8 protein-coding genes are annotated in these 23699 nt (G+C 71.6%); 4 read left to right on the top strand and 4 right to left on the bottom strand.

What is annotated here, in order from left to right:
* Nucleotides 1–428: 428 nt before the first annotated feature.
* The gene (locus bpln_RS27845; protein WP_055140620.1) at nt 429–614 is read right to left on the bottom strand and encodes a hypothetical protein; all 186 of its coding nucleotides are present in this window, start codon (nt 612–614) and stop codon (nt 429–431) included.
* On the opposite strand from bpln_RS27845, the gene bpln_RS27840 reads away from it, so the two are divergent.
* Nucleotides 613–1707 carry a hypothetical protein gene (locus bpln_RS27840; RefSeq protein ID WP_055140619.1) on the top strand — a complete coding sequence of 365 codons (1095 nt, stop codon included), beginning with the start codon at nt 613–615 and terminating at the stop codon, nt 1705–1707. The two genes, bpln_RS27845 and bpln_RS27840, sit on opposite strands and share 2 nt — an antisense overlap.
* Before the next feature lie 206 nt (nt 1708–1913).
* On the opposite strand, the gene bpln_RS27835 is transcribed toward bpln_RS27840, so the two are convergent.
* The 3 genes from bpln_RS27835 to gspI form a co-directional block, all read right to left on the bottom strand.
* Nucleotides 1914–4148: a tetratricopeptide repeat protein gene (locus tag bpln_RS27835; RefSeq protein WP_244486975.1), complete on the bottom strand. Its 2235-nt coding sequence runs from the start codon at nt 4146–4148 to the stop codon at nt 1914–1916.
* Nucleotides 4149–4428: 280 nt separating this feature from the next.
* Nucleotides 4429–5106 (bottom strand): PulJ/GspJ family protein, encoded by a 678-nt coding sequence (locus bpln_RS27830; protein WP_055140618.1) that lies wholly within the window; start codon nt 5104–5106, stop codon nt 4429–4431.
* On the bottom strand, nt 5087–5497 hold the full coding sequence (gene gspI / locus bpln_RS27825; RefSeq protein ID WP_042628376.1) for a type II secretion system minor pseudopilin GspI: 411 nt from the start codon (nt 5495–5497) through the stop codon (nt 5087–5089). Before gspI ends, bpln_RS27830 begins: the two co-directional genes overlap by 20 nt.
* A gap of 533 nt (nt 5498–6030) precedes the next feature.
* Between gspI and bpln_RS27820 the strand changes: the two genes are divergently transcribed.
* The 3 genes from bpln_RS27820 to bpln_RS27810 all read left to right on the top strand — a co-directional run bounded on the left by bpln_RS27820 (nt 6031) and on the right by bpln_RS27810 (nt 23621).
* Nucleotides 6031–8283 carry a tetratricopeptide repeat protein gene (locus bpln_RS27820; RefSeq protein WP_055140617.1) on the top strand — a complete coding sequence of 751 codons (2253 nt, stop codon included), beginning with the start codon at nt 6031–6033 and terminating at the stop codon, nt 8281–8283.
* Complete coding sequence (locus bpln_RS27815) at nt 8280–10526, top strand: tetratricopeptide repeat protein (protein WP_055141254.1); 2247 nt, start codon at nt 8280–8282, stop codon at nt 10524–10526. The genes bpln_RS27820 and bpln_RS27815 overlap by 4 nt, the downstream gene beginning before the upstream one ends.
* Before the next feature lie 387 nt (nt 10527–10913).
* Nucleotides 10914–23621 (top strand): filamentous haemagglutinin family protein, encoded by a 12708-nt coding sequence (locus bpln_RS27810; RefSeq protein ID WP_420807369.1) that lies wholly within the window; start codon nt 10914–10916, stop codon nt 23619–23621.
* Nucleotides 23622–23699 lie beyond the last annotated feature (78 nt).

Raw genomic sequence — 23699 nt, 5'->3', positions numbered from 1 at the left:
ATGACTTCGCGTGGCGCCGGGGACGGCGATCGATTCGATTGTTCGCGGCGGCCCGGCTTCCCCGTGCATCTAGGCCGGGCGAGGGCGAACCGTTTCGCGACCTGGATAACGCAATGGCCGTGCCATGTGGGGGCGTCGCGGGCAAGGCCATGATTTGGCGGAAGGTTTTGTTTTCGGGCGCCGCAGCGATGGGTGCGAACGCACCCGGCCGGAATGCGCGCGGGGCGGGGCGCCGGGGCATGCCGGGCCTGGGCGCGCGGCAGATGCGGGTGGGGTGGGGCGCGGCGGCGCGGGTGGGTGGCGCGATACCCAGGGCGCGGTACACGTGCCCGTTGTGATCGCCGCGAACCCTGCGTAAGATCGGCCCGCGTCATCGCGCAACCGAGCCGATCTCCCGGTGCGAGCCGTCTCCGTTTTCGAAAGGAAATTCAGGTGAACTTGCCAAAAAAGTCGAACACGGGCGGGGCCTCGTCGTCGTCCCCTGCTTCATCGACGCCGCCGCCGTCTCCCCCGTTCGCGGCGCCGCCGTCACCGCCATCGACGCCGCCGTCGACGGTGCTGAGCCCGCAGCTGCCGGTCACGCCGCCCACCACGCCGCCGCTGTCGCCCGTCATGAACCGGAACCGCCTGGGGCTGCGGCCGCAGGATGCCTCGCTGCAGGCGTTCCGGGATTCGCACCGCGGGGTCGCGCCGCACAGCGGAGCGATGTTCCAGGATCAGTACCGGAAGCGGCCGGTGAGCGGCTATCCGGGGCAGAGCTTCGCGCACGATGCGTTGCGCGAGTCGGCCAGCTCGTTCGCGGCGCAGTCCACCGACACGGCGCCGATCACCGATCTCGAAGCCGCGATGCACATGACGGCCGCGCAGCTGCACGTCACGGCCCCGGGCCCCGAGCTGCGGGCTGGCCTGACGCACGGCTATTCGATCCTGGACGGCATCGGCAGCCTGAAGAACGACAGCGAGAGACTCGTGTTCTCGGACAACCTTCACGAGCGTCGCGAGCAGGTCAAGGCCAACCTCGATGCCGCGGCCGATCACCTGCCCGCGCGCAGCCGCAAGCGCATGGCGACGGCGTCGCCGCAGCGGGAGACCCTGGCGCGCGGCGGCGACTACCTGAGCCCGCCGACCAGCCCGGGGCGGCCCTCGTTCGACACGACCGACGGTGCTTCCGGCCCGTTGTCGCCGACCGGACAGCGCAACCTCGCACGGCGCATCCTGACGCCGCTGATGGAGCCGTCGTGGACGCCCGAGGCGCGCGCCGCCGGCGCGGCGCCGACGCCGTTTTACGGCAGCGACATTCGCGAGGTGAGGGATCTGTTCACCGCGCAGGCCGACCATACGCCCGAGATCGGCCATGCGGCGACGGCACGGTACGAGGCGGGATCGGGCAGCCTGCCCACCGACAGGCAGGTGCGCGTGGACGCCGAGCCGTCCGATGCGTTTTTCGGCACCAAGAAAAGGCGGCTCGGGGCCGGCGCGCACGAGGTCGTGCCGACCGACCGGCTCGAGGACATCGCCGACCTGCCCGATCATGCGAGACCGGCCATGGCGCACGCGCAGGCCGACGTGCGCACCAACACGTCCCTGACGATGTTCCGAAGCACGACGCCGGCGGCGTCGTCATCGTCGTCGAGCGCGGCGGCCGCGGCGTCGAGTTCCGTCGCGGGGCCGCCGTCGGGCGGATCGGGTTCGGGCTCGGGGCACTGACGGCGCGCGCGGCGTCATCGGCGTCGCCGTCGTGATCGTGGATGCCGTTTCGCCGGGCGCGGGTTTCGCGCGGACGGCAACCACGGGTCGCGCGCCGCGCGCGCGGCCACGCACGACGCGATGACCGGCCGGGCCGGCCGGCGGCGCCGGCGAGCCGTGCCGGCCCGGCGTCGAGCGCGACGCGTGCCTCCCCGGCACGCAACACCTCAGGCGTCGAGCGCCCGCCCGACCGCGTCCACCACGTCGTCCCAACGGCCGGCTTCGGTCTGCCGGAACAGCCGCGCCGTGGGATACCACGGGCTGTCCGCGCGCTCGCGCAACCAGCGCGACTCGGCCGGCCGCGGCAGCAGCACCCACACCGGCCGCCCCAGCGCGCCGGCGAGATGCGCGACGGCCGAATCCATCGTGATCACGAGATCGAGCGAGGGCAGCAGCGCGGCCAGATCGGCGAGCGAGATCAAGTCGTCGTCGACGCGCCGCAGCGGCGTGGCGGCCAGCGCGGCCTCGTCTTCCTTCTCGTGCTTCTCGTCCTTTTCGTCCGGTACTTGCAGCGCGATCCACTCGATATCGCGCGTGAACCACGGCTGCAGCCGCGCCGGCGCGATGGCGCGCGCGCCGGCGTCGTGATGGCCGGGGTTGCCGCGCCAGGCCAGGCCGACGCGGCGCCGCGCCGGCGCGCCGAGCCGCGTGGCCCACTGCCGCGCGCGCGCCGGATCGGCGTGCAGGTAGGGCGTTTCGCCGGGGATCGTCGCCAGCTCGGTGCGCAGCGCGCGCGGCAGGCTCGGCAGCGGGCAGTGGCAGTCGAAGTCGGGCAGCACGTCGCCACGCGCCACCACCTGCGCGACACCGGCCAGCGACCCCATCAGTTCGCGCAGCGGCGGCGGCACTTCCAGCACCACGCGCGCGCCGCGTGCCGCGACGAGCGGCGCGTAGCGGCACAGCTGCAGCGTTTCGTCGGGATCGAGTTCGGCATGCAGCAGGATCGTGCGGCCGTCGAGTGCCGTGTCGCCGTGCCAGGCCGGCTGCGTGAACACCCGCGCCTCGCGCGCGCGGCGCGGGTCGTCGAGGCGCCATTCGTAGTCGGCCCAGCCGCGCGTGAAGTCGCCGTCGGCCAGCAGCAGCGCCGCGCGCGCCAGATGCGCGTCGGCCTGCACGGGGTTCAGGCGCAGCGCGTGGTCGTAGGCGGCGAGCGCGTCGACGGTGCGCCCCAGCTCCTGGCGCAGGCGGCCCAGTTCGAGCCAGCCCGCGGCCTGTTCGGGCCGCAGCGCCACCACGCGCTCGGCCGCGGCGAGCGCCTCGTCGTGACGGCCCAGCTCGCGCAGCACGCCGGCGCGACCGGCCCAGGCGTCGACGTACCTTGCGTCGCGCGCGTGGATGGCGTCGCAGACGGCCAGCGCCTCGTCGCGGCGGCCCAGCGCGCGCAGCGCGGCGGCGCGGTTGCAGAGGATGTCGAGCGCGTCGGGTTCGATCGCGAGCGCCGCGTCGTAGCCGGCCAGCGCCTCGGCGTGGCGCCCGGCGCGCAGCAGCGCGTTGGCGCGGCCGGCGAGCGCCGGCGGGTGCGCGGGATCGACGGCGAGCACGCGTTCGCAGCGCGCGAGCGCCTCGTCGTGGCGGCCCAGCGCCTCGAGCGCGGCGGCGCTGCCGGACAGCGCGTCGAGCCGCGACGGGTCCGCCGCGATCGCCTCGTTCAGCGCCGCGAGCGCCTCGCCCGGGCGGTCCAGGGCGAGCAGCGCGTGGCCGCGCATCGCGAGGATCACGGCCACGCCGGGGCGCAGCTCGCCCGCGCGCTCGAAGGCCTGCAGCGCTTCGCCGTGGCGGGCGAGGTCGCGCAGCGCGAGGCCGCGGTTGAACCAGGCCTCGCAGGAATTCGGGTCGACCATCAGCGCGCGGTCGTAGGTGTCGAGCGCCTCGTCGTGGCGGCGCAGCGCACGCAGCGCGCCGCCGCGATTGCAGAGCGCGTCGATCGCGAGCGGCGAGACCGCCAGCGCGCGGTCGTAGGCGGCCAGCGCGGCGGCGTGGCGGCGCAGTTCGAGCAGCGTGTTGGCCTGGCGCACCAGCGTCACCAGGTCGTCCGGATCGAGGCGCAGGGCCGCCGCGAAATGTTCGAGCGCTTCCTCGAGGCGGCCTTGCGCGCCGATCACGCCGCCGAGGTCGGATCGCGCGCGCACCTGCGAGGGCAGCACCGTCAGCGCCTGCCGCAGCAGCGCCTCGGCCTCGGCCGCGTCGCCGCGCTGGAACTGCAGCACGCCGAACAGGTGGAGCGCCTCCGGATGCGCCGGGTCCTGGTCGAGCACGGCGCGGTAGTCGCGCGCGGCATCGCCGAAGCGGCCCGTTTCATGCGCGTTCCTGGCCCGCTTCAGGTCCGTCGCCACCGTCGACGGCGCCGTGGTGCGCGCCTCCGATGCCTGCCCCGCCATGTTGTTCCCCGATTCGCCCGACACATGCCCTCCCGTTGACCGATATCCGCTTGCCGTCGCGGCGCGCGAGGCGGCCGGCCATTGCCGTGCCGTCGGGCTGCGTGCCCGCGCCGCTCGCTCGCTCGCTTGCCCGCCCGCGATCGGGACGAGCGTAGCGGAGCGCCCGTAACGGCGCCGTGACGAAAGCTACGGACCATTTGCGCCGCTGCGCGTGCGGCCGAGCTTCGCGGTTGCCCTCGCGGCAGTGGGGCGCGCCGCACGCGGCCGGCCGCGCTGGTGCCGTCGCCGGTTCGTCGCCGGCCCGTCACTGGCCGATCGGGATGGTCCGCGAGTATTCGACCGGCGGCGAGCCGACCGTCACCGTGAAGCGCAGGCCGCGCGGCAGCGGCGCGCCGAGCGTCGCGAGGCTGCCGATGCCGTGCTGCGCGAGAAAGTGCGCGTAGACGTCCTCGACCGCGACCTGGCTGCCGGTCCAGCCGGCGGGCGGCACCCACACCGACAGCTGCATCGAGCGCGCATCCTGCGTGACCACCACGCCGGCGTACTTGTCCATCTCGCGCAGCGTCGCGTCGAGTTCGGTCAGCGAGGCGAGCGGCTGCGAGGCGCTGCGCATCAGCGCGTGGCCCTTCAGCTGGTAGCGCACCACCTGCACCGAGGTCGGCCCGCTACCGATCCCGACGTGGCGCACCAGCACCAGCTCGTTCGGCTTGATCCGCAGCGGCGGCCCGAACACCTCGTCGGCCGTCGCCAGGTTGAGCAGGTCGAACTGCAGCTGCGAGAAGTAGCGGCCGAGCAGGCGCGTCTGGGACAGGTTCGCGGCGATCGTGTCGCGGCCGCGGATCGTCGCGTCGAGCCCGCGCCACGACAGCAGCGCGATCACGGCGATCAGCGCGATCGCCACCAGCATCTCGATCAGCGTGAAGCCGCGCGCGCGCGGCCGGCCGGGGCGCCCGGCGCGCCGCTCAGTTGCCGCGCGCTTCATTCTGGACCACGGAGACGACCTCCGCGAGCACGTTGCGGCTCGAATCCGAGGCATAGACGCTGACCGACACCTGCCGCAGACGCGGCATCGCGAGCGCCACCACCGTCTGGCGGCAGACGAATGCGTAGGGACCTTGCGGACAGGCGAAGCGGGTGCGGCCGACAGGCGGCCAGGCGGCGCCGATCTTCAACGAGCCGAGCGCGTTGTCGGCGCTCCAGAGCGCGAGCAGGCGCATGCGCGCCGCGTCGGTGTCGGTCGCGAGCGAACCGATCGCGCGCATCACCGCGCCGAGCGCGATCGCGACGATCGCCAGCGCGATCAGCACCTCGATCAGCGTGAAACCCCGTGGCGCCGGTCGCGTGGCGCGTCTGTCGTCGGCTCGAAGGCTCATCCCGGACATCGTTGGTTGGTCGGGCGCGGCCGGCGTTGCCGCCGTGCCACGTCCCGGGTATCGAAATGACGCCGCGTGTGCCGCAGCGGGCCGCAGCCGGCCGGAACGCGAGGCATGAGACGGGACACGGCGGCGGGGCCGCCCCATGCGCTTGCACCTTAAGCAGGCGGCATGGCAGCCGCGTGTCGAAAGCTACGAACCTTTTCGGCGCGGCACGCGGCTCGGGCCAACCCGGGGTGCGAGCCGGAACGGCCGCCGGGCACGGGCAACCGGCGCCGGCACCGGCCGTGCGGGGCGTGCCGGCGCGGCCCGGTCAAATGTTCCGTAACTTTCGTCATACCGGTGTTACGGGTCGTCCGCTAGCCTCATCGGCGCGGCGCTCGGCGTTGCGCGCGTTCGCCGGACGCGCCGGTCGGTCCGGCCGCGAACGAAAAATCCGCGAAGCGGGCACGGCATGGCTCGCCGCCGCCGCCGCGCGCGCGTCCGACACGCCGGGCAACCAGACATATCGCAGAGAGAACAGGGGCCACACGATGATATCGAAGGGGGAAGGGACCACGTTCGCCAGCCCGGCCGGCGGGCCGGGCCAGACCGGACTCGGTCCGCCCGATGACGCCGTGCTCGAACGGCTGCTCGCGCGCGCGCGCCGCGCGCACCACGAGGGCGCGCTCCAGCAGGCGGAACAGGCTTACCAGGAACTGCTCGCGCTCGACGCCGGACATCCCGAGGCGCTGCATCTGCTGGGCGCGGTGCGTTTCCAGCAAGGGCGGCTCGACGAGGCCGAGCCGCTGATGCGGCGCTCGGTGGAGCGCCGGCCGGTGGCGCTTGCGCTCGCCAACTATTCGGCGGTGCTGGCCGGGCTCGGCCGTGAAGCGGAGGCGCTGAGCCGCCTGGACGAGGCGCTCGCGCTGCAGCCGGGCCACCAGCGCGCGCTGTTCCAGCGCGCCGGGCTGCTGGCCCGGCTTGGCCGGCATGACGATGCCTGCGAGAACTACGACCGCCTGCTCGAACAGGTGCCGAACTTCGCCGACGGCTACGTGCGGCGCGGCGAGGCGCGCCAGGCGCTCGGCCGGCTCGAGGAAGCGCTGCGCGACTGCGATCGCGCGCTGCAGCTGGCCGGCCGCACCTTCGACGCGCAGCGTGCGCGCGGGCTGGTGCTGCGTTCGCTGGGGCGCTTCCGCGACGCGGTGGACAGCTACGGCCACGCGCTCGCGCTGGCGCCGGGCCATGTCGAGACGCTGTTCCTGCGCGGGGTCGCCTGGCTCGACTTGCAGGAGCCGGCGCGCGCGCTCGCCGATTTCAACTCGGCGGTGGCCGCCCATCCCGGTTTCGTGGACGCGCTGTTCAACAGCACCATCGCGCTCGGCCAGCTCGGCCGCCACGCCGAGGTGCTGGCGCGCTGCGACCGCGTGCTCGAACTCGATCCGCGCCATGCGCTGGCGCTCGCGCAGCGCGGCAACGCCGCGGCGCAGCTCGGGCGGATCGCCGACGCGCTCGACAGCTATGCGCGCGCGCTCGAGGTCGCGCCGGATGCGGTGGGCGTGCTTTGCAACCAGGCCAGCGCGCTGACCGCCGTGGGCCGCCACGACGAGGCGCGCGCCGCCTGCGACCGCGCGCTGGCGATCGACGCCGGCCACCTGCCGGCGCGCTTCGTGCGCGGCCGCGCGCTGCTCGAGGCGCACCATTACGACCTCGCGCTCGACGATCTCGACGCGGTGATCGCCGCCACGCCCGACGACAAGCTCGCGCATTTCCACCGCGGCAACGCGCTGCGCGCGCTGCGTCGCCACGACGAGGCGCGCCGGGCCTATGCCGACGCGATCGCGATCGATCCCGGCTTCGTGCAGGCACAAACCACGCGCTCGTTCCTGTGCCTCGCGACCGGCGATTTCGAAACCGGCTGGGACGCCTACGAATGGCGCTGGCGCGACACCCAGCTCGACCCGAGCCGCCGCACGTTCGCGCAGCCGCGCTGGAAGCACGGCATGCCGCTCGACGGCCGGACCATCCTGCTCTACGCGGAGCAGGGCCTCGGCGACACGCTGCAGTTCTGCCGCTACGCGCCGCTCGTGAAGGCGCTCGGCGCGCGCGTCGTGCTCGAGGTGCAGCCCGAACTGGTGGCGCTGCTCGGCTCGCTCGACGGCGTCGACGCGCTGGTCGCGAGGGATGCGCCGCTGCCGCCGTTCGACCTGCATTGCCCGCTGATGAGCCTGCCGCTCGAGTTCCGCACCGATCTCGACTCGATCCCGGCGGCGCCGTCCTACCTGCGCGCCGATCCGCTGCTCGCGGCGCGCTGGCGCGAGCGTTTCGGCGGCGCGGCGAAACCGCGAATCGGCGTGGTCTGGTCCGGCAACCCGCTGCACCTGAACGACCGCAACCGTTCGATCCGGCTCGCCGACCTGCTGCCGCTGGTGGACGACCGCCACACCTGGGTCAGCCTGCAGAAGATGGTGCGCGACGAGGACCGCGCGGCGCTCGACGCGAGCGCGATCCACTTCGTCGGCGACGAGCTGGCCGATTTCGCCGAGACCGCCGCGCTGATCGAGACGATGGACTGCGTGATCAGCGTGGACACCTCGGTGGCCCACCTGGCGGGCGCGCTCGGCCGGCCGCTGGTGGTGCTGCTGCCGTACACGCCCGACTTCCGCTGGCTGCTCGATCGCGACGACAGCCCGTGGTATCCGGGCGCGCGCCTGATCCGGCAGTCGGCCGGCGGCCAGTGGGCGAGCGTGATCGAGCGGCTCGCGGCGGCGCTGCCGGCCATCGCGCGCGGGAGCGGGCGGTGAGCCGGACGGTCCCGCAGGCGGCGCCCGCCGGCGTGTCCGCGCCGCTGCGCGCGGCGCTCGACGATGCGCTGCGCAACGCGCGCGGCTGTGTCGAGCGGCGCGACTTCGCGGGCGCGAGGCGCCTCTACGAAGGCGTGCTCGCGATGGCGCCGGACCACGTCGAGGCAATGCACCTGCTCGGCGTCGTGCTGCTGCAACTGCACGACCCGGCGCGCGCGGAGCCGCTGCTGGCGCGCTCGCTGCAGCTCGGCCTGAGCCTGCCGTGGGCCGTCGCGAACCACGCGGCGGCGCTGGCCGGGATTGGCCGCCACGACGAGGCGCTCGCGCTCGCCGGGCGCGCGCTGGCCGGGGAGCCGGCCAATCCGGTCGCGCACGCCGCGCGCGGCGACGCGCTGGCCGGACTCGCGCGCTACCTGGATGCCGCCGCCGCCTACGAGCGCACGCTCGCGCGCGAGCCCGGCAACGCGCGCGCCTGGCAGCGCCGCGCCGACGCGCTGCGGCGCGGCGGCCGGCCCGCCGATGCGCTGATCAGCATCGGGCAGGCGCTGCAGCTGATGCCGAACGACGCGACCGCCCATGTGATCCGCGGCGACGCGCTGCGCGCGCTCGGCCGGCCCGCCGAGGCGCTGCACAGCTACCAGCTCGCGGTGGTGGTGCGTGGCAAGACCCCGGATCTGGTCCATGCCTGCGGGATGGCGATGATCGAGAGCGGCCGTCCCGCCGAAGCGCTCGTCTGGTTCGACGAGGGGCTCGCGCGCGCGCCGGACGACGCGATGCTGCTGTTCGCGAGCTGCATCGCGCTCGACCTGATGCATGCCCACGCGGACCTGCTCGCGCGCTGCGACCGGCTGCTCGCGCTGAGCCGCGACAGCGGGCCGGCCTGGCTCGGCCGCGGCAACGCGCTGCTCGGGCTCGAACGCCACGAGGAGGCCGAGCAGGCCTATGCCGAGGCGCTGGCGCGGCTGCCCGACAGCGTCGACGCGCTGCGCAACCGCGCGGCCGCGCTGCGCGCGCTGGGCCGTCCCGCCGAGGCGCTCGATCATTTCGATCGCGCGCTCGCGCTGGCCGGCCCGCAGCCCGAGCTGCTGTACCAGCGCGCGCTGACGCTGCAGCTGCTCGGCCGCTACGACGACGCGCTCGCGAGCCACGCGGCCGGCGCCGAGGCCCCGGCCGACACCGCGCGCGCGCTGTTCACGCGCGCGCTGACGCGGCAGCACATGGGCCGCCACGACGCCGCGCTGGCCGACCTGCTGCTCGCGCGCGAGCGCGACCCCTACCTCGGCGAGGCGTTGCGCACCGAGGCGTTCTGCCGGCTGCTGACGGGCGACTACGCGCTCGGCTGGGCGCGCCACGAGGCGCGCTGGCAAGCCGCCGACACGCTGCGCGACCGGCGCTACGCCGAGCGGCCGGCCTGGACCGGCGAGGCATCGCTCGCGGGCCGCAGCATCCTGCTGCATGCCGAGCAGGGCTATGGCGACGTGCTGCAGTTCTGCCGCTACGCCAGCGTCGTGAGCGAGCTGGGCGCCACCGTCTACGTCGAGGTGCCGGCGCCGCTCGTCGAGCTGCTCGGCACGCTGCGCGGCGTGAGCCGCGTGGTCGACGACGGCCAGAGCCTGCCGGGCTTCGATTTCCAGTGCCCGCTGATGAGCCTGCCCTACGCGTTTCGCACCACCATCGAAACCGTGCCGGCCGCCGTGCCGTACCTGCGGGCCGATCCCGCGCGGCGCGCGGCGTGGGCGGCGCGGCTCGATGCCGTGGCCGCGCCGGGCCGGCCGCGCGTGGGCCTCGCGTGGTCGGGCAATCCGCGCCATGCCAACGACCTGAACCGCTCGATTCCGTTCGCGATGCTCGCGCCCTGGATCGCCGCGTCGGGCGCCAGCGTCGTGAGCCTGCAGCAGGCGGTGCGCCCGCGCGACGCCGAGGCGTTCGCGGCCAGCGGCGTCGCGTCGTTCGGCGAGGCGCTCGAGAGCTTCGCCGACACCGCCGCGCTGGTCGAGGCGCTCGATCTCGTGATCAGCGTCGACACCTCGATCGCGCACCTGGCCGGCGCGCTCGGCCGGCCGCTCTGGGTGCTGCTGCCGCGCGTGCCCGACTGGCGCTGGCTGCTCGATCGCGACGACAGCCCGTGGTATCCGGGCGCGACGCTGTTCCGGCAGGACCGGCCCGGCGACTGGCCGGCCGTGATCGAGCGCGTCGCCGCGGCGCTGGCGCGCCGTGCGTGGCCGGTGGCGGGCGCCGTCTGAGTGGCGCGGCGAGGCGGCGGGCGGCCTCGCGCGATGGATGGAGGCGCCGGGAAAGGGGGGGAACGCGAATTCCCTCCCCGAAGAAAGGGCAAAAACAAGACGGAAGCGGAGCGCGAACCCGCGACCATGACAAAAGCTACGGACCTTTTCCGCCCGCCCGGAATGGTCCGTAGGACCCGCCATGTCGGCGCCATGCGCGCTACGTATCGTCGTTCGATTCCGGTCTTGCGCCCGCGGGGGCGCGGACAGGCCGGTCAGGACCGGCGCCTCGCGCGCCACGCACAAAATTTACCGGGTTCGGGGTGAGGTATGGCAGCAAACGCACGCGCAGCACGACAACACGACCGGACGGATTCGCGTGCCGTCCTCAAATCGGACCTGCGTCCGGTGTGCCGCGCCGTCGCGCTGCTGGTGGCCGCGGGCGTCACGGCCAGCGCGCATGCCGCCGGCATCGTCAACCTCGGCGCGGCCACGCCGCGCGCCTCGGGCAGCGCGGCCGGCCTGGCCGGCATCGGCGCCACCACCAACCTCGGGATCACGCCGGCCGCGGCGCTGCAGGCCAGCCAGCCCTCGATCCGCAACCTCGGCAATACCGCGCAGGCCATCGCCGCGCAGATCGCCGCCCAGAACGCGGCGGCCGCCGCCGCCGCGAATACGCTGTCGAACGTGCCGAACGGCTTGGCCGCGGGCGGCCTGCAGGTCGCGCCGGGTGCCTCGTCCGGCACCGGCAACCCGCTGCTGTGGGTCAACGCGAACGCGCCGACGCAGAGCGTGGACGGCAGCGGCCACGTGACGGTGGACGTCCGGCAGACCGCGCAGAACGCCGTGCTGACCTGGCAGACCATGAACGTCGGCCGCCAGACCACGCTGAACTTCGACCAGTCGGGCGGCACCCAGGGCAACGGCGCGAACAACTGGGCCGTGCTGAACCGCGTCGTCGACCCGAGCGGCGCGCCGAGCCAGATCCTCGGCAGCATCACCGCGCAGGGCGCGGTCTACGTCATCAACCGCAACGGCATCCTGTTCGGCGCCGGTTCGCAGATCAACGTCCACTCGCTGGTGGCGTCGTCGCTCGATCTGCTGAACCTGAACGACTACAACCAGACGGTGCTGAACGGCAAGACCGTGGTGGCCGACAGCACGCTCGGCCAGGACGCGGCCGGGATCGTCGCCAGCAACCTGCAGTTCCTCGGCTCGGCGGCCGGCACCACCGGCGGCCTCGCGCCGGGCGAGGCGGGCAGCACCGGCAACACCACCGGCGCCACCAACCTGCCGACGGAAGTGCTGGGCCTCGGCAACCAGATCAACCTGACCTCGGCCAGCCAGTACCGGTCGTCGGGCGACGTGACGATCCAGCCGGGCGCCTCGATCACCACGCATACCAACGGCACGGCCGGCGACGGCGGCTTCGTGATGATCGCCGCGCCGAACGTGACCAACGCCGGCAGCATCACCGCCACCGACGGCCAGGTGGTGCTGGCCGCCGGCGCGGGCGTGAGCCTGCGGCCGAACCCGAACGCGCCGCAGATCCTGCTGCCGGAGCTGAGCGGCGCGATCTCGCTGATCGACCCAAGCACCGGCGCCGCCTCCGACATCACGCCGGTCGGCTTGCTGGTCAATACCGGCATCGTGCAGGCTTCGCGCGGCAACGTCACGCTGCTGGGCGGCACGGTCAACCAGAACGGCGTGGTGGGAGTGACGACGAGCGTGAACACGCCCGGCACGATCACGATCTCGACGGTCGACGAATATGCGGCCAACAACGCGCTCGGCGCGGCCTACCAGGGGCAGAACCAGATCACGATCGGCACCACCGGCGCCCCCGGCGACATCACGCATCGCGCCGGGCTGCTGACGTTCGGCCCCGATTCCGTCACCACCGTGCTGGCCGACACCAACGGCCAGACGGCCACCTCGGCGCCGGGCACGACGTTCACGCCGGGCAGCATCACGATGACGGCGGGCTCGGCCTGGTTCCAGGGCGGCTCGCTGATCGAGGCGCCGGGCTCGACCGTGTCGGTGGCGGCGCTGGTGCCGCAGGTGACGGGCTACAACGCGAGCCTGGCCGACGTCGCCGTGCCGGGACGGATCTACCTCGACAACAACGCGACGATCGACGTATCGGGCCTCGCCAACGTCGAGCTGCCGATCTCGAGCATCCTGCTGACGATCCCGCGGATCGGCCAGAACGAGCTGGCCGATTCGCCGCTGCTGCGCGACGGCTTCCTGTTCGGGCAGACCAACGTCGTGGTGGACGGCACGCTGACCGGCACGCGCGGCGACGGCGTGCAGTGGATCGGCAGCCCGATCCTGAACCTGGCCGGCTACGCGAGCCTGATCCCGCGCACCGTCAGCCAGCTGCTGACCAACGGCGGCACCATCGTGCTGTCGGGCAACGAGGTGATGACGGCGGCCGGCTCGTCGCTGAACCTGAACGGCGGCTACGTGCATTACGACGGCGGCATCGTCAACACGACGCGGCTGGTGGACGCGAACGGCGCGATCGTGCCGATCGGGCAGGCGAACCCGAACGACATCTACGTCGGGATCGCCGGCGAGTTCACCGAAAGCCATCCGCGCTGGGGCGTGACCAAGACCTGGTACAACACGCTGCAGTCGGGCGGCGGCGTCTACGAGCCGGACTTCATCGTGGGCGGCAACGCGGGCACGCTCGACGTCTATGCCGCGTCGGCCGCGGTGCTCGACGGCGGCGTCAGCGCGCAGGCGTTCGGCGGCGCGAAGCAGACCCTGGGCGACAGCCTGCCGGATGGCGGCACGTTCAACCTGGGCGCCGATGCGGCACTGAGCCAGTCGATCATCGGCCGCGCCTGGAACAACCTGCCGATCGCCGGATCGGGCATGTTCGGCCTCGTGATCCTGCAGGACCAGGCGCCCCGGCTCGATGCGCTCTCGCCGAACTTCTCGGCCTCCACCGCGCTCGATTCGACCGCGCTGGGCGCCCTGTCGAGCACCGACCCCAACAACGTGCTCGCCACCACGGTGGTGCCGACCGCGACGCTGACCAGCGGCGGCTTCTCGAAACTGGACGTGACCGAGGACAAGAATGCCGGGAAGGGTTTCGTCGTGGCGGAGGGTTCGCAGCTGAAGCTGCAGCCGGGCGGCTCGATCACGCTGAACAATCCGACGATGACCGGCGGCGCCAGCGTGCTCGGCGACCTGATCGTGCCGGGCGGTTCGATCTCGATCACGACCGGCGGCGACATCGTCGTCGGGCCGCAGGCGACGCTCGGCGTCGCCGGCCAGTGGGTCAACAACGACGTGCAGGCCTCGCCCGCCACGGCGACCGGCAGCAGCGAGACCATCAACGGCGGCAGCATCACGCTGACGTCGATTGAAAGCTCCGCCCTCGATGGCTCGGGGCAGGTCGTCGATACCTCGGGATCGATCGTGCTGAAGCCGGGCAGCGTGCTCGACCTGTCGGGCGGCGGGATGATGCAGGGGAACGGGCAGCTGTTGATGCAAAACGGCGTGGCCGAGGGACAGGGCGGCAGCCTGGCCTTGCGAACCTACTATCAGCCGTTGAATCAGCAGTTCGGCCAGAACGGGAGCTCGGTCTCGGGCGCGGCGTTGCCGAGCAGCCAGCCCACGGCCGGCCGCATCGAGATGAACGGCACGATCCTGAGCGAGGGCTTCTCGGGCGGCGGCACGCTGACCCTGCAGGGGCTCGGCTTCCAGATCGGCGGCGATCCCGCCGCGGCCCCGGCCTGGAGCCTCTATCTGCCGGCGAATTTCTTCGCGCGGCAGGGCTTCGGCAAGTACGTGCTGAACGCGTTCTATGACAGCACGATCGCGCCCGGCACGACGCTCGCGCTGACCCAGCGGAACCTGATCCCGGACGCCGCCGCGCTGCAGTCCGCGGCCAGCGGCGCCGATCTGCTGGCCGGCGGCCTGACCCGTTCGGGCGTGCTGGATGCCTATCACCGTCAGCCGACCGACCTGGTGCTGACGGCCGGCAACGACACCGCCTGGCAAACCAGCGGCCTCAGCCCCACGATCCCGTCCTACGCCGGCGTCACGGGCGCCGTGACCGTCTCGGCGGGCGCCTCGATCGTCGCCGATGCCGGCGCGAGCGTCGGGCTCGGCTCGCCGAGGCAGGTAACGGTGCTCGGCTCGATCGTGGCGCCGGGCGGCTCGATCACGCTGAGTGCGGATACCAACGCGACCGGCTCGTTCGCCCAGACCGGCGAGCTCGTCGGCGGCGGGGTGCCGGGCAACGGCCGCTCGGTCTGGCTCGGCCCGGATGCCGTGCTCGACGTGTCGGGCGCGGCGCTTGCCAACCCGCTCGCGGCGCCGGCCAGGGTCGGTTCGGCCACGATCCAGCCCGACACCGGCAAGGTGCTGCCGGGCGGTTCCGTGACGCTGTCGAGCGACCACGGCTACGTCGTCGCGCAGGCCGGATCGATCATCGACGTGTCGGGGGCCGCCGCGCCATTCGACGAGCCGCAGGCGGGCGGCGGTTACGCGTCGCAGAACGTCTGGAGCAACGCGGGCTCGATCACGCTCGGTGCCGGCTACGGCCTGTTCGCCGACGCCACGCTGAGCGCTCGCGGCGGCGCCGCGCAGGCGGCCGGCGGCACGCTGACGATCCTGCCTCAGCAGAGCAACAATGCGGCCAGCGCCACCGCGCTCGTGATTCGCCAGAGCGGCGAGCTGACGCCGGTCGGGCTCGCCGCGGGGCAAAGCTTCGCGACGGCGATCGATCCGACCACCGGCCTGCCGATCGGCAGCACGCCGAACGGCGTGATCCAGTTCGCCGCGGACCGCCTCGACGGTTCGGGCATCGCGAATCTGGTGCTGGGCAACGGCGCGGCATCGTCGGTGACCGCGCCGGTGCCGCCGATCGTGTTCGCCGGCGACGTGACGCTGTCGCTGCCGGGGTCCGTCACGCTGAACACGGATCGCATCGCCGCGCTCAACATGGGGCAGCTCTCGACGCTGCTCTCGACGCCGGCGCTGCCGCCCGGCGGCAGCACCGTGCTGACCACGATGCTTGGCCAGTCGACGCGGACGCCGATCGGCACCACGGTCGAGATCAATGCGCCGTACGTGGCGTTGATGGGGCCGCCCGCGAATACGAACGCGCCTCCGTTCACGCCGGTCGCCGCGCTGTCCGATGCCACGCTGAACGTCAACGCCGCGTTCATCGACCTGTCCAACCAGGTCCAGCTGAACAATTTCGGCCAGGCGAATTTCACCAGCAGCGGCGACATCCGGCTCAGCTCGACGAAGGTGTCCGGCAGCAGCGGCGGCAACGGCCTGGCCCCGGGCGTGCTCTATTCGCCGGGCAACCTGACCTTCACGGCCGCGGATCTCTATCCGGCCACCGGCGGCACCTACATCATCGATGCGACCGGGCCGACCGATGCGTCTACCGGCCAGCCGGTGCCCACCACCGTCACGTTCGCCTCGAACGGCGCGTCGGGCACGCCGCTGTCGGCGGGCGGCTCGCTGCTCGTCGATGCGACCGACATCGTGCAGGGCGGTACCGTGCGCGTGCCGTCGGGCACGCTGGTGCTCGGCGTCGGCGATCCGACCGACGGCGCGACCCAGACGCTGTTCGGCGGACTCGCGAAGCTGGTGGCGACCGACTCGGTCCGGCTCACCAACGGCAGCGTGACCTCGGTGTCCAACGACGGCCTGGTGATTCCCTACGGCACCACGGTCGACGGCGTGGAGTACCAGTTCAACCCGGTGGCCGGCGTGACCGGGCCCGACCTGGCCGCGCCGCCGGCGAAGTACATCGGCATCAACGCCAGCAACGTCTCGCTCGAGCCGGGCGCGAAGATCGACCTGTCGGGCGGCGGCGACCTGCGGGCGGTCGAGTGGGTGCCGGGCACCGGCGGCACGCGCGACGTGCTCTCGCAGTACTCCATCAGCTACGCGAACGCGTCGACGGGCACGGCGGTGCCGGTCAACGTCGGCGGCACCAACGTCTACGCGATCGTGCCGGGCACGCAGGCGCCGGTGGCCACCTACGATCCCGTCTACGCGCAATCGACCCAGCCGACGGTCAACGGCAACGGGACCGCGGGCATCACCACCGCCTCGCTCGGCGTCGGCCAGGCGGGCACCGGCGACGTGGCCGGCAAGTCGGTCTACCTGTCCGGCGTGCCCGGTCTGCCGGCCGGCTACTACACGCTGCTGCCAGCCAGGTACGCGACGCTGCCGGGCGCGTTCCGCGTGACGGTGTCGAGTGCCTCGGGCACCGCGATTCCGGGCGCGACGCAGACGCTGGCCGACGGCACCGTGGTCACCACCGGCTATTTCGCCAACTCGGTGACGGGCAGCCGGAGCGCCACGCCGACCGTGTTCAACGTGCAGTCGAACGCGACCTGGGAACAGTATTCGCAATACACGCTGACGGGCGCGAACAGCTTCTTCGCCTCGCAGGCGGCCAGCAAGGGCGGCGTCACGCCGCCGTCGCCGGTCGACGGCGGCCAGCTGGTGCTGGCGGCCACCAGGACGCTCGCGCTCGGTGCCGCGCTGAACGCGGCAGCCGGGCCCGGCGGCGCGCCGGCCGAGGTCGACATCGCCTCGCGGGACATCCAGATCACCGGCAACGGCGGCGGCGGGCTGGCCGGCTACCTGCAGATCGACGCCAACGCGCTCGATTCGCTGACGGCGGGCAGCCTGCTGATCGGCGGCACGCGCACCGCCACCACCAGCGGCGTGACGATCACGCCGCTGGCGAACAGCGTGGTGGTGTCGAACGACGCCGCGTCGTCGCTGACCGGCCCGGAAATCCTGCTCGTCACGAAGGCGGACGCGAGCGGCACCGATCCGAACGCGGCCAACGGCTTGCAGATCGATGCGGGAGCATCGATCGTCGCATCGGGCGGCTATCCGGCCGCCAAGGACGTGCCGATCGCGATCGCCGGCGACGGCGCGCTGCTGCGCGTGTCGAACGGCGCGTCGGTACCGCTGAGCCGCACCGGCCTGACCGGTTCGGGCCTGCTCACGGTGGGCGCGGGCGCGACGCTGGCCGGTGGCCAGGCGCTGCTGATCGATTCGTCGGGCAACCTGAAGATCGATCCGACCGCGGCGCTGTCGGGCCGCGCGATCACCGTCGACGGCTCGGCGATCACGTTCACCAACGGCACCGGCAGCGCGATCGCCGACCTGCCGGGCTTCGTGATCAGCCCGGCCGGCCTCGCGCAGTTCGCGAACGCCGACCAGGTGACGCTGCGCAGCTACGGCGCGATGGCATTCCTCGGCGACGTCGACGCCACCTTCGGCAACGGCGTGGACCTGAGCGCCGGCACCTTCACGAGCGACGGCGGCAACGTCACGCTGAACGCGCCGCGGATCGCGTTCACGAACGAGGCCGGCACGCCGATCGCCAACCCGACGTCCGGCAGCGGCACGCTGACGGTCAACGCCGGCGAGATCGATCTCGGCACGGGCACCAGGACGCAGAGCGGCTTCGGCGCCATCAACATGACGGCGACCCATGGCATCGTCGGGCAGAACACCGGCACCTTCGATCTCGGCGCGGCGGCCGTCACGTTGAACGCGCCGGTGTACCTGGCCGATACCAGCTCGAACGCCACGCTCAAGACCACCGGCACGCTGACGCTGAACCCCAGCGCCGGCACGGCGCTCACGCGCACGGCGCTCGGCGGCGCGATCGACTTCATCGGCGGCACGCTGAACGACAACGGCGCGCTGATCTCGGCGCCGGCCGGCAACGTGAGCCTGGAGGCCACCACCGGCAACCTGACGATCGGCAGCGGCTCGACGGTCAGCGCGGCCGGCCTGTCGAAGACCTTCTTCGACGTGACGGCCTACGTGCCGGCCGGCAACCTCTCGCTGGTGGCCGACGCCGGCACGGTGGACGTGCAGCGCGGCTCGACGCTCGACTTCTCGGGCGCGAGCGGCGGCGGTGCCGCCGGCTCGCTGACGCTGTCGGCGCCGGACCAGGTCGTGAACCTGAACGGCACGCTCAAGGGCGGCGCGGCGGCCGGCTACGCCGGCGGATCGCTGTCGCTGAACAGCGGCGGCGCGGTGAACCTCGACGCGCTCGCCACCACGCTGGCCGCGAGCGGCATCAACGATGCGGTCACGGTTCGCACCAACACGGGCAACCTGCAACTGTCGGCGGGCAACACGCTGACGGCGAACTTCGTGTCGCTGAACGCCGATGGCGGCGCGGGCAACGGATCGGACGCGAACAACGGCAACGTCACCATCTCCGGCACGATCGACGCGTCGGGCGCCGCGGGCGGCGAGATCGACCTGTTTGGGCACAGCGGCGTGGACCTGGAGGGCAAGCTGGTTGCGCGCGCCACGGATCCGACCCAGCGCGGCGGCACGGTGGTGATCGGCACCAACGGCGTGTTCAATCCGAATGCGGCCGCGCCGTACAACGCGACCTACGGCTACGAGAACCTCGACCCGTCGCAGGCCGGCGTGATCACGGTGGGCGCCAAGGCGAATATCGACGTATCGGGCGGCCTGTCCGACGGTACGGTCACGTTCCGTGCGCCGCTGCTGTCGAACGGCACGGTCAACCTGACGGTGGCGCCGGGCGGCTTCGACGTGGCCGGCGGCGCGGGCATCCACGGATCGCGTTCAACCTCGCTCGAGGCCTATGCGGTGTGGAGCACGACCGACGCGACCACGGGCGCCCGGCATTTCGACGGCATCGTCGATCCGGCCGGCTGGTACAACGCGCAGGGCAACCTGCTTGCCGGGACGTTCACGGCGCAGAACGCCAGCGGCACGAAATTCAGCTTCACCCCGGATGCGACCGGCAGCGGTGGCGGCACGGTGAAGAACCTGAGCACCGGGGTCTCGACGGCGATCGACAGGTACGAGGTGCAGAACGGCGACGCGGCGATCGGCTTCGCCGGCTTGTCGGGCATGTACTTCGCGCCGGCCAACGCGAACACCGCGCACGAGACGTTCTACGGCTACCAGAACGGCAATGCGACGGCCGCCGCCGCCGGTACCCTGATGGGTTTCGTCGAGCACGGGCTGGACAACGTCGTGAACCCGCTCGTCGCGGCGGGCGTCGCCAACGCCAGCATGGCTCCCGGCATCGAACTGGACAACCCGGGCGCGGGCATCAATGGCGGCAAGATCGCGGTGCTGACGAACTGGAACCTCGGGGCGGGCACGTCGCAATCCGATCCCGCGTTCCGATTCCAGGGCCAGGCGCCGGTGATCACGCTGCGGGCCGACAAGGAAGTCGACGTCAACGCGAGCCTGTCGGACGGGTTCTATCAGATCGGCAATCCGCTGGGCGGGGGCAATATCGCGGTTCCGGCGCTGTCGTCGTTGGGGGCGGTGACGACTGTCTTCAACAAGGCTTATGGCGCCAATGCAGTCTACGGAGCCAGGTTCAGCTCGCTGGCCTACTGGGCCACACAAGGGCTCGCGGCGGCACCTGGACAGCCTTCGGGGGGCACGCCCGACGAGATCGCCGAGTACTATGCGCTGTATTCCGCTTACGAAAGCTATCTGATTTCCACGCCGGCGGCCCAGCTCGGCCAGATTACATCGCTCAAGTCGAATACCGACGTAGTCGAACTCATCTTCGACATCGGTATGGGGCCGGTCAAGGCGGGACAACCGACGGCGCCTGTCGCGCCTGCTGCACCGACGTCTCAACAATTGGCCGCCGATCCGAATTATTACCTCCGTTCGTATCTGACTTATCTGCACGACTACCAGGATTATCTGGCAGCGGCGGTGAATTTCTACGTCGCGCAGAAGGGCGCGGCGTTTTCAATTACTCCGGTTGCCGCGCCGTTGGCCATGCCGGTTCCTGTTTTCGGTTCGTCGTCGATTCCGCTGCCCGCTGTCATCGACAACACGCCTTCGCCGACAGCCACCGCCGCCAATCCGCTGCCGATGCTGTCCGCCTCGCTGGTTAGCGGAAACAGCAGCACGTTCCGCGTGGTGGCGGGCGCCGATACGACCAGTGCCAATCCGCTCGCGTTGCAGGCCAGCGCGCCGAATCAGTCCAACGTCGTTGTCAGCGACTACACGAGCTACACCGATTCCAACGGGCGACAGTTGCTGGCACCGACGATGATTCGCACCGGCACCGGCGCGATCGACGTCGCCGCGTCGGGCGACATCATGTTGTACGACCCGACGCTGCCGCCCAACGGGGATGCTGTCTCGCCGATCCTCGTGCCGGGCGTCATCTATACGGCGGGAACTCCGGCGGCGGATTCTCCTGCGCAGGGCAACACGGTCTCGATCGCACATCCGACGTCGCCCTCGCTGGCCTATCCGGACCTGCTGGTGACGCCGGCCGTCAATCCCGACTCCGCTGGCGACATCACGCTGCAGGCACAGGGCAACATCGTGGGCGCCGAGCAACTGACCGACACCAACGGCACCGTGACGGGCAAGGCCGGCACCGACATCAGCCAGTTCTGGTGGCAGTGGATGCAGACCGGCAATCCGGCCGGAACGGTCGGCGCGACCACGCCGGTCAAGCAGACCATCCAGACGTCGATCAATTTCGGTGCGTTCGACCAGGGCGTGATGAGCGTCGGCGGCAACGTCTCGGTGACGGCGGGCGGCAACATCTCGAACCTGTCGGTCTCGCTGCCCACCACCTGGTGGCTGACCAATGCGAATACCGATAATCCGACCGTCAACACGGTGGGCGGCGGCAACCTGGCCGTGAAGGCCGGTGGCGATATCCTGAGCGGCACGTATTTCGTGTCGAAGGGCACGGGGACGATCAGCGCGGGCGGCCGGATCGGGGCGGATTTCTCCGTGCCGTCGTTGTCGACGCCAGTGGGGGTGTCGGCCATTCTTGCCTTGCAGGACGCCACGCTCGACGTGGCGGCGCGGCAGGGGGCGAACATCGGCCAGATCGTTGATCCGTCCTATATCCAGGGCCGGCAAAAGTCCGCCTACGGCTTTCAGGTGGATGCGCAAGGATACTCGACCGATTCGAGCGTCAGCGTGAGTTCGACCACGGGAGAGGTCGCGATCGGGACCATGACGAACCTGTCGTTCATCGGCGCAGGCCTGACCGGCCTGACGCCTGGCAGCAATGATCTGTCGTTCGTACTGCCGGCCACGGTGAACCTCACCGCCTTCAATGGCGGAATCACCGTGGCGTCGAGCGGTGAACTGTTCCCGTCGCCGACGGGGAGCCTCAACCTGCTCGCGGATCAATCGGTTTCGTTCTCCAGCATCAATCCGGTCCACAGTGCGATCCAGGGTGATGGTGGCAGCTATTTCGGCTTGCTCGACAACGATCCGGCGTCGATGCCGTCTCCCGTGAACCCGCTGGCCAGCGTGCCGACGTTGAACGACACGAGTCTGGCCGCGCATGTTTCCGGTGCGCTGCACGCGGACGACACGGTTCCAGCGCGCATTTACAGCCTGAACGGCTCGATCGTCGATGGTCTGCCCATTGCCGGAAGTGGCGTGCAGCTCTACCAGAATCTGCTCACGGTCGGCATCGACAAGCCGGCGCTGATCCAGGCTGGAGAGGACATCGTCAACCTGTCGTTCCTGGGCCAGAATCTGCGCACCTCCGACATCACGCGCATCGTGGCGGGCCGGGATATCTACGACACGCCGTTGCCGTCCAATCAGGCGTCCGCCATCTTGCCGGCGATTTCGCTGGGTGGGCCGGGTACGCTGGACATCGAGGCCGGCCGCAACATCGGTCCGCTTGCGAACATCAACCAGGCCGTGTCGGTGAGTTCGTACAACGGATCGAACGGCGCCGGGATCGAGACGGTCGGCAACGCCAACAACCCGTACCTGCCGCACGAAGGGGCGGCCATCAACGTGCTGTTCGGCGTCGGTCCCGGCGTCGATCTCGCGACGTTCTCGGCCACCTACATCGATCCGGCCAGCGCGGCCGCGGTCAACGCCGGCACGACCTCCGCGCTGATCGCGTTCGTCGGCCGGTACGAGGCCGGGCAGATGGTCGACACCGGGCTGGTCAAGGATCAGCCCAAGCCGAAATCAATGACGGCGGACCAGGCATGGGCCACCTTCAAGACGCTGCCCACCTACGTGCAGCAATTGTTCGCGGAGCAGGTGCTGTTCGGCGTGCTGACGAACGTCGGCGCGGGCTACAACGATCCGGCCAGCCCGTTCTACCAGAAGTACGCGGCCGGTTTCGACGCGATCAACACGCTGTTCCCGGCCTCGTTCGGCTATACGGCCAACAACCTGACGGGCGGCACCAACGGTTCGAACCAGCTGATCAGCACCGGCGATCTCGACATCCGCAACACGACGATCCAGACCCAGCAGGGCGGCGGCGTGTCGATCCTCGGGCCGGGCGGGCAGGCGCTGGTCGGCAGCACGATCGCGCCGCCGGAACTGGTGAACAGCCAGGGCCAGGTCATCGCGGGCCCCGGCTCGGCGGGTATCCTGACGCTCGAGCAGGGCAACGTGGACATCTTCATCGACCGCAACCTGCTGCTCGCGCAGAGCCGGATCTTCACCGAGCAGGGCGGCGACATGACGATCTGGAGCTCGAACGGCGACATCAACGCCGGCAAGGGCTCGAAATCGTCGGCCGACGTGCCGGCGCCGCAATACGTCTGCGATGCGAACCACTATTGCACGGTGGACGCGCGCGGCGAGGTGACGGGCGCCGGTATCGCCACGCTGCAGAGCATCCCGGGCGTGCCGCTCGGCACCATCAACCTGGTCGCGCCGCGCGGTACCGTCGATGCCGGCGACGCGGGGATCCGCGCCGGCAACATCAACGTGGCCGCGCTGCACGTGCTGAACGCCGACAACATCCAGGTGAGCGGCAAGTCCACCGGCATCCCGGTATCGCAGACGGTGAACACCGGCGCGCTGAGCGCGGCCAGTTCGGCCGCCTCGGCCGCGAGCCAGATGGCGCAGGATCTCGCCAAGGGCAACGCCTCGGGCGGCGCCGCGCGGCGCTGGACGATCTCGGTGCAGGTGGAGGGCTTCGGCGATTCGGACGAGGACCAGAAGAAGCGCAAGCGCGGCAGCCAGGTCGGCTACGATCCGTCGAATTCGGTGTCGGTGGTCGGCTTCGGGCAGGGCGGTCCGGCCCGGCGCGCGGCCTTGACCGACGACGAGCGTGCGCGCCTCGGCAAGATCTGAGCGCGTGCGATTCGGGCGAGCCCGCCGGCGATGTGTCGGCGGGTTTTTTTATGGTGGTGGCGGTTGCCGACGCTGGCG

The organism is Burkholderia plantarii (genome assembly GCF_001411805.1).
GTDB lineage: Bacteria > Pseudomonadota > Gammaproteobacteria > Burkholderiales > Burkholderiaceae > Burkholderia > Burkholderia plantarii.
Note: the sequence above shows the minus strand (reverse complement) of the source record. Positions and strands in the feature narration are given on the sequence as shown.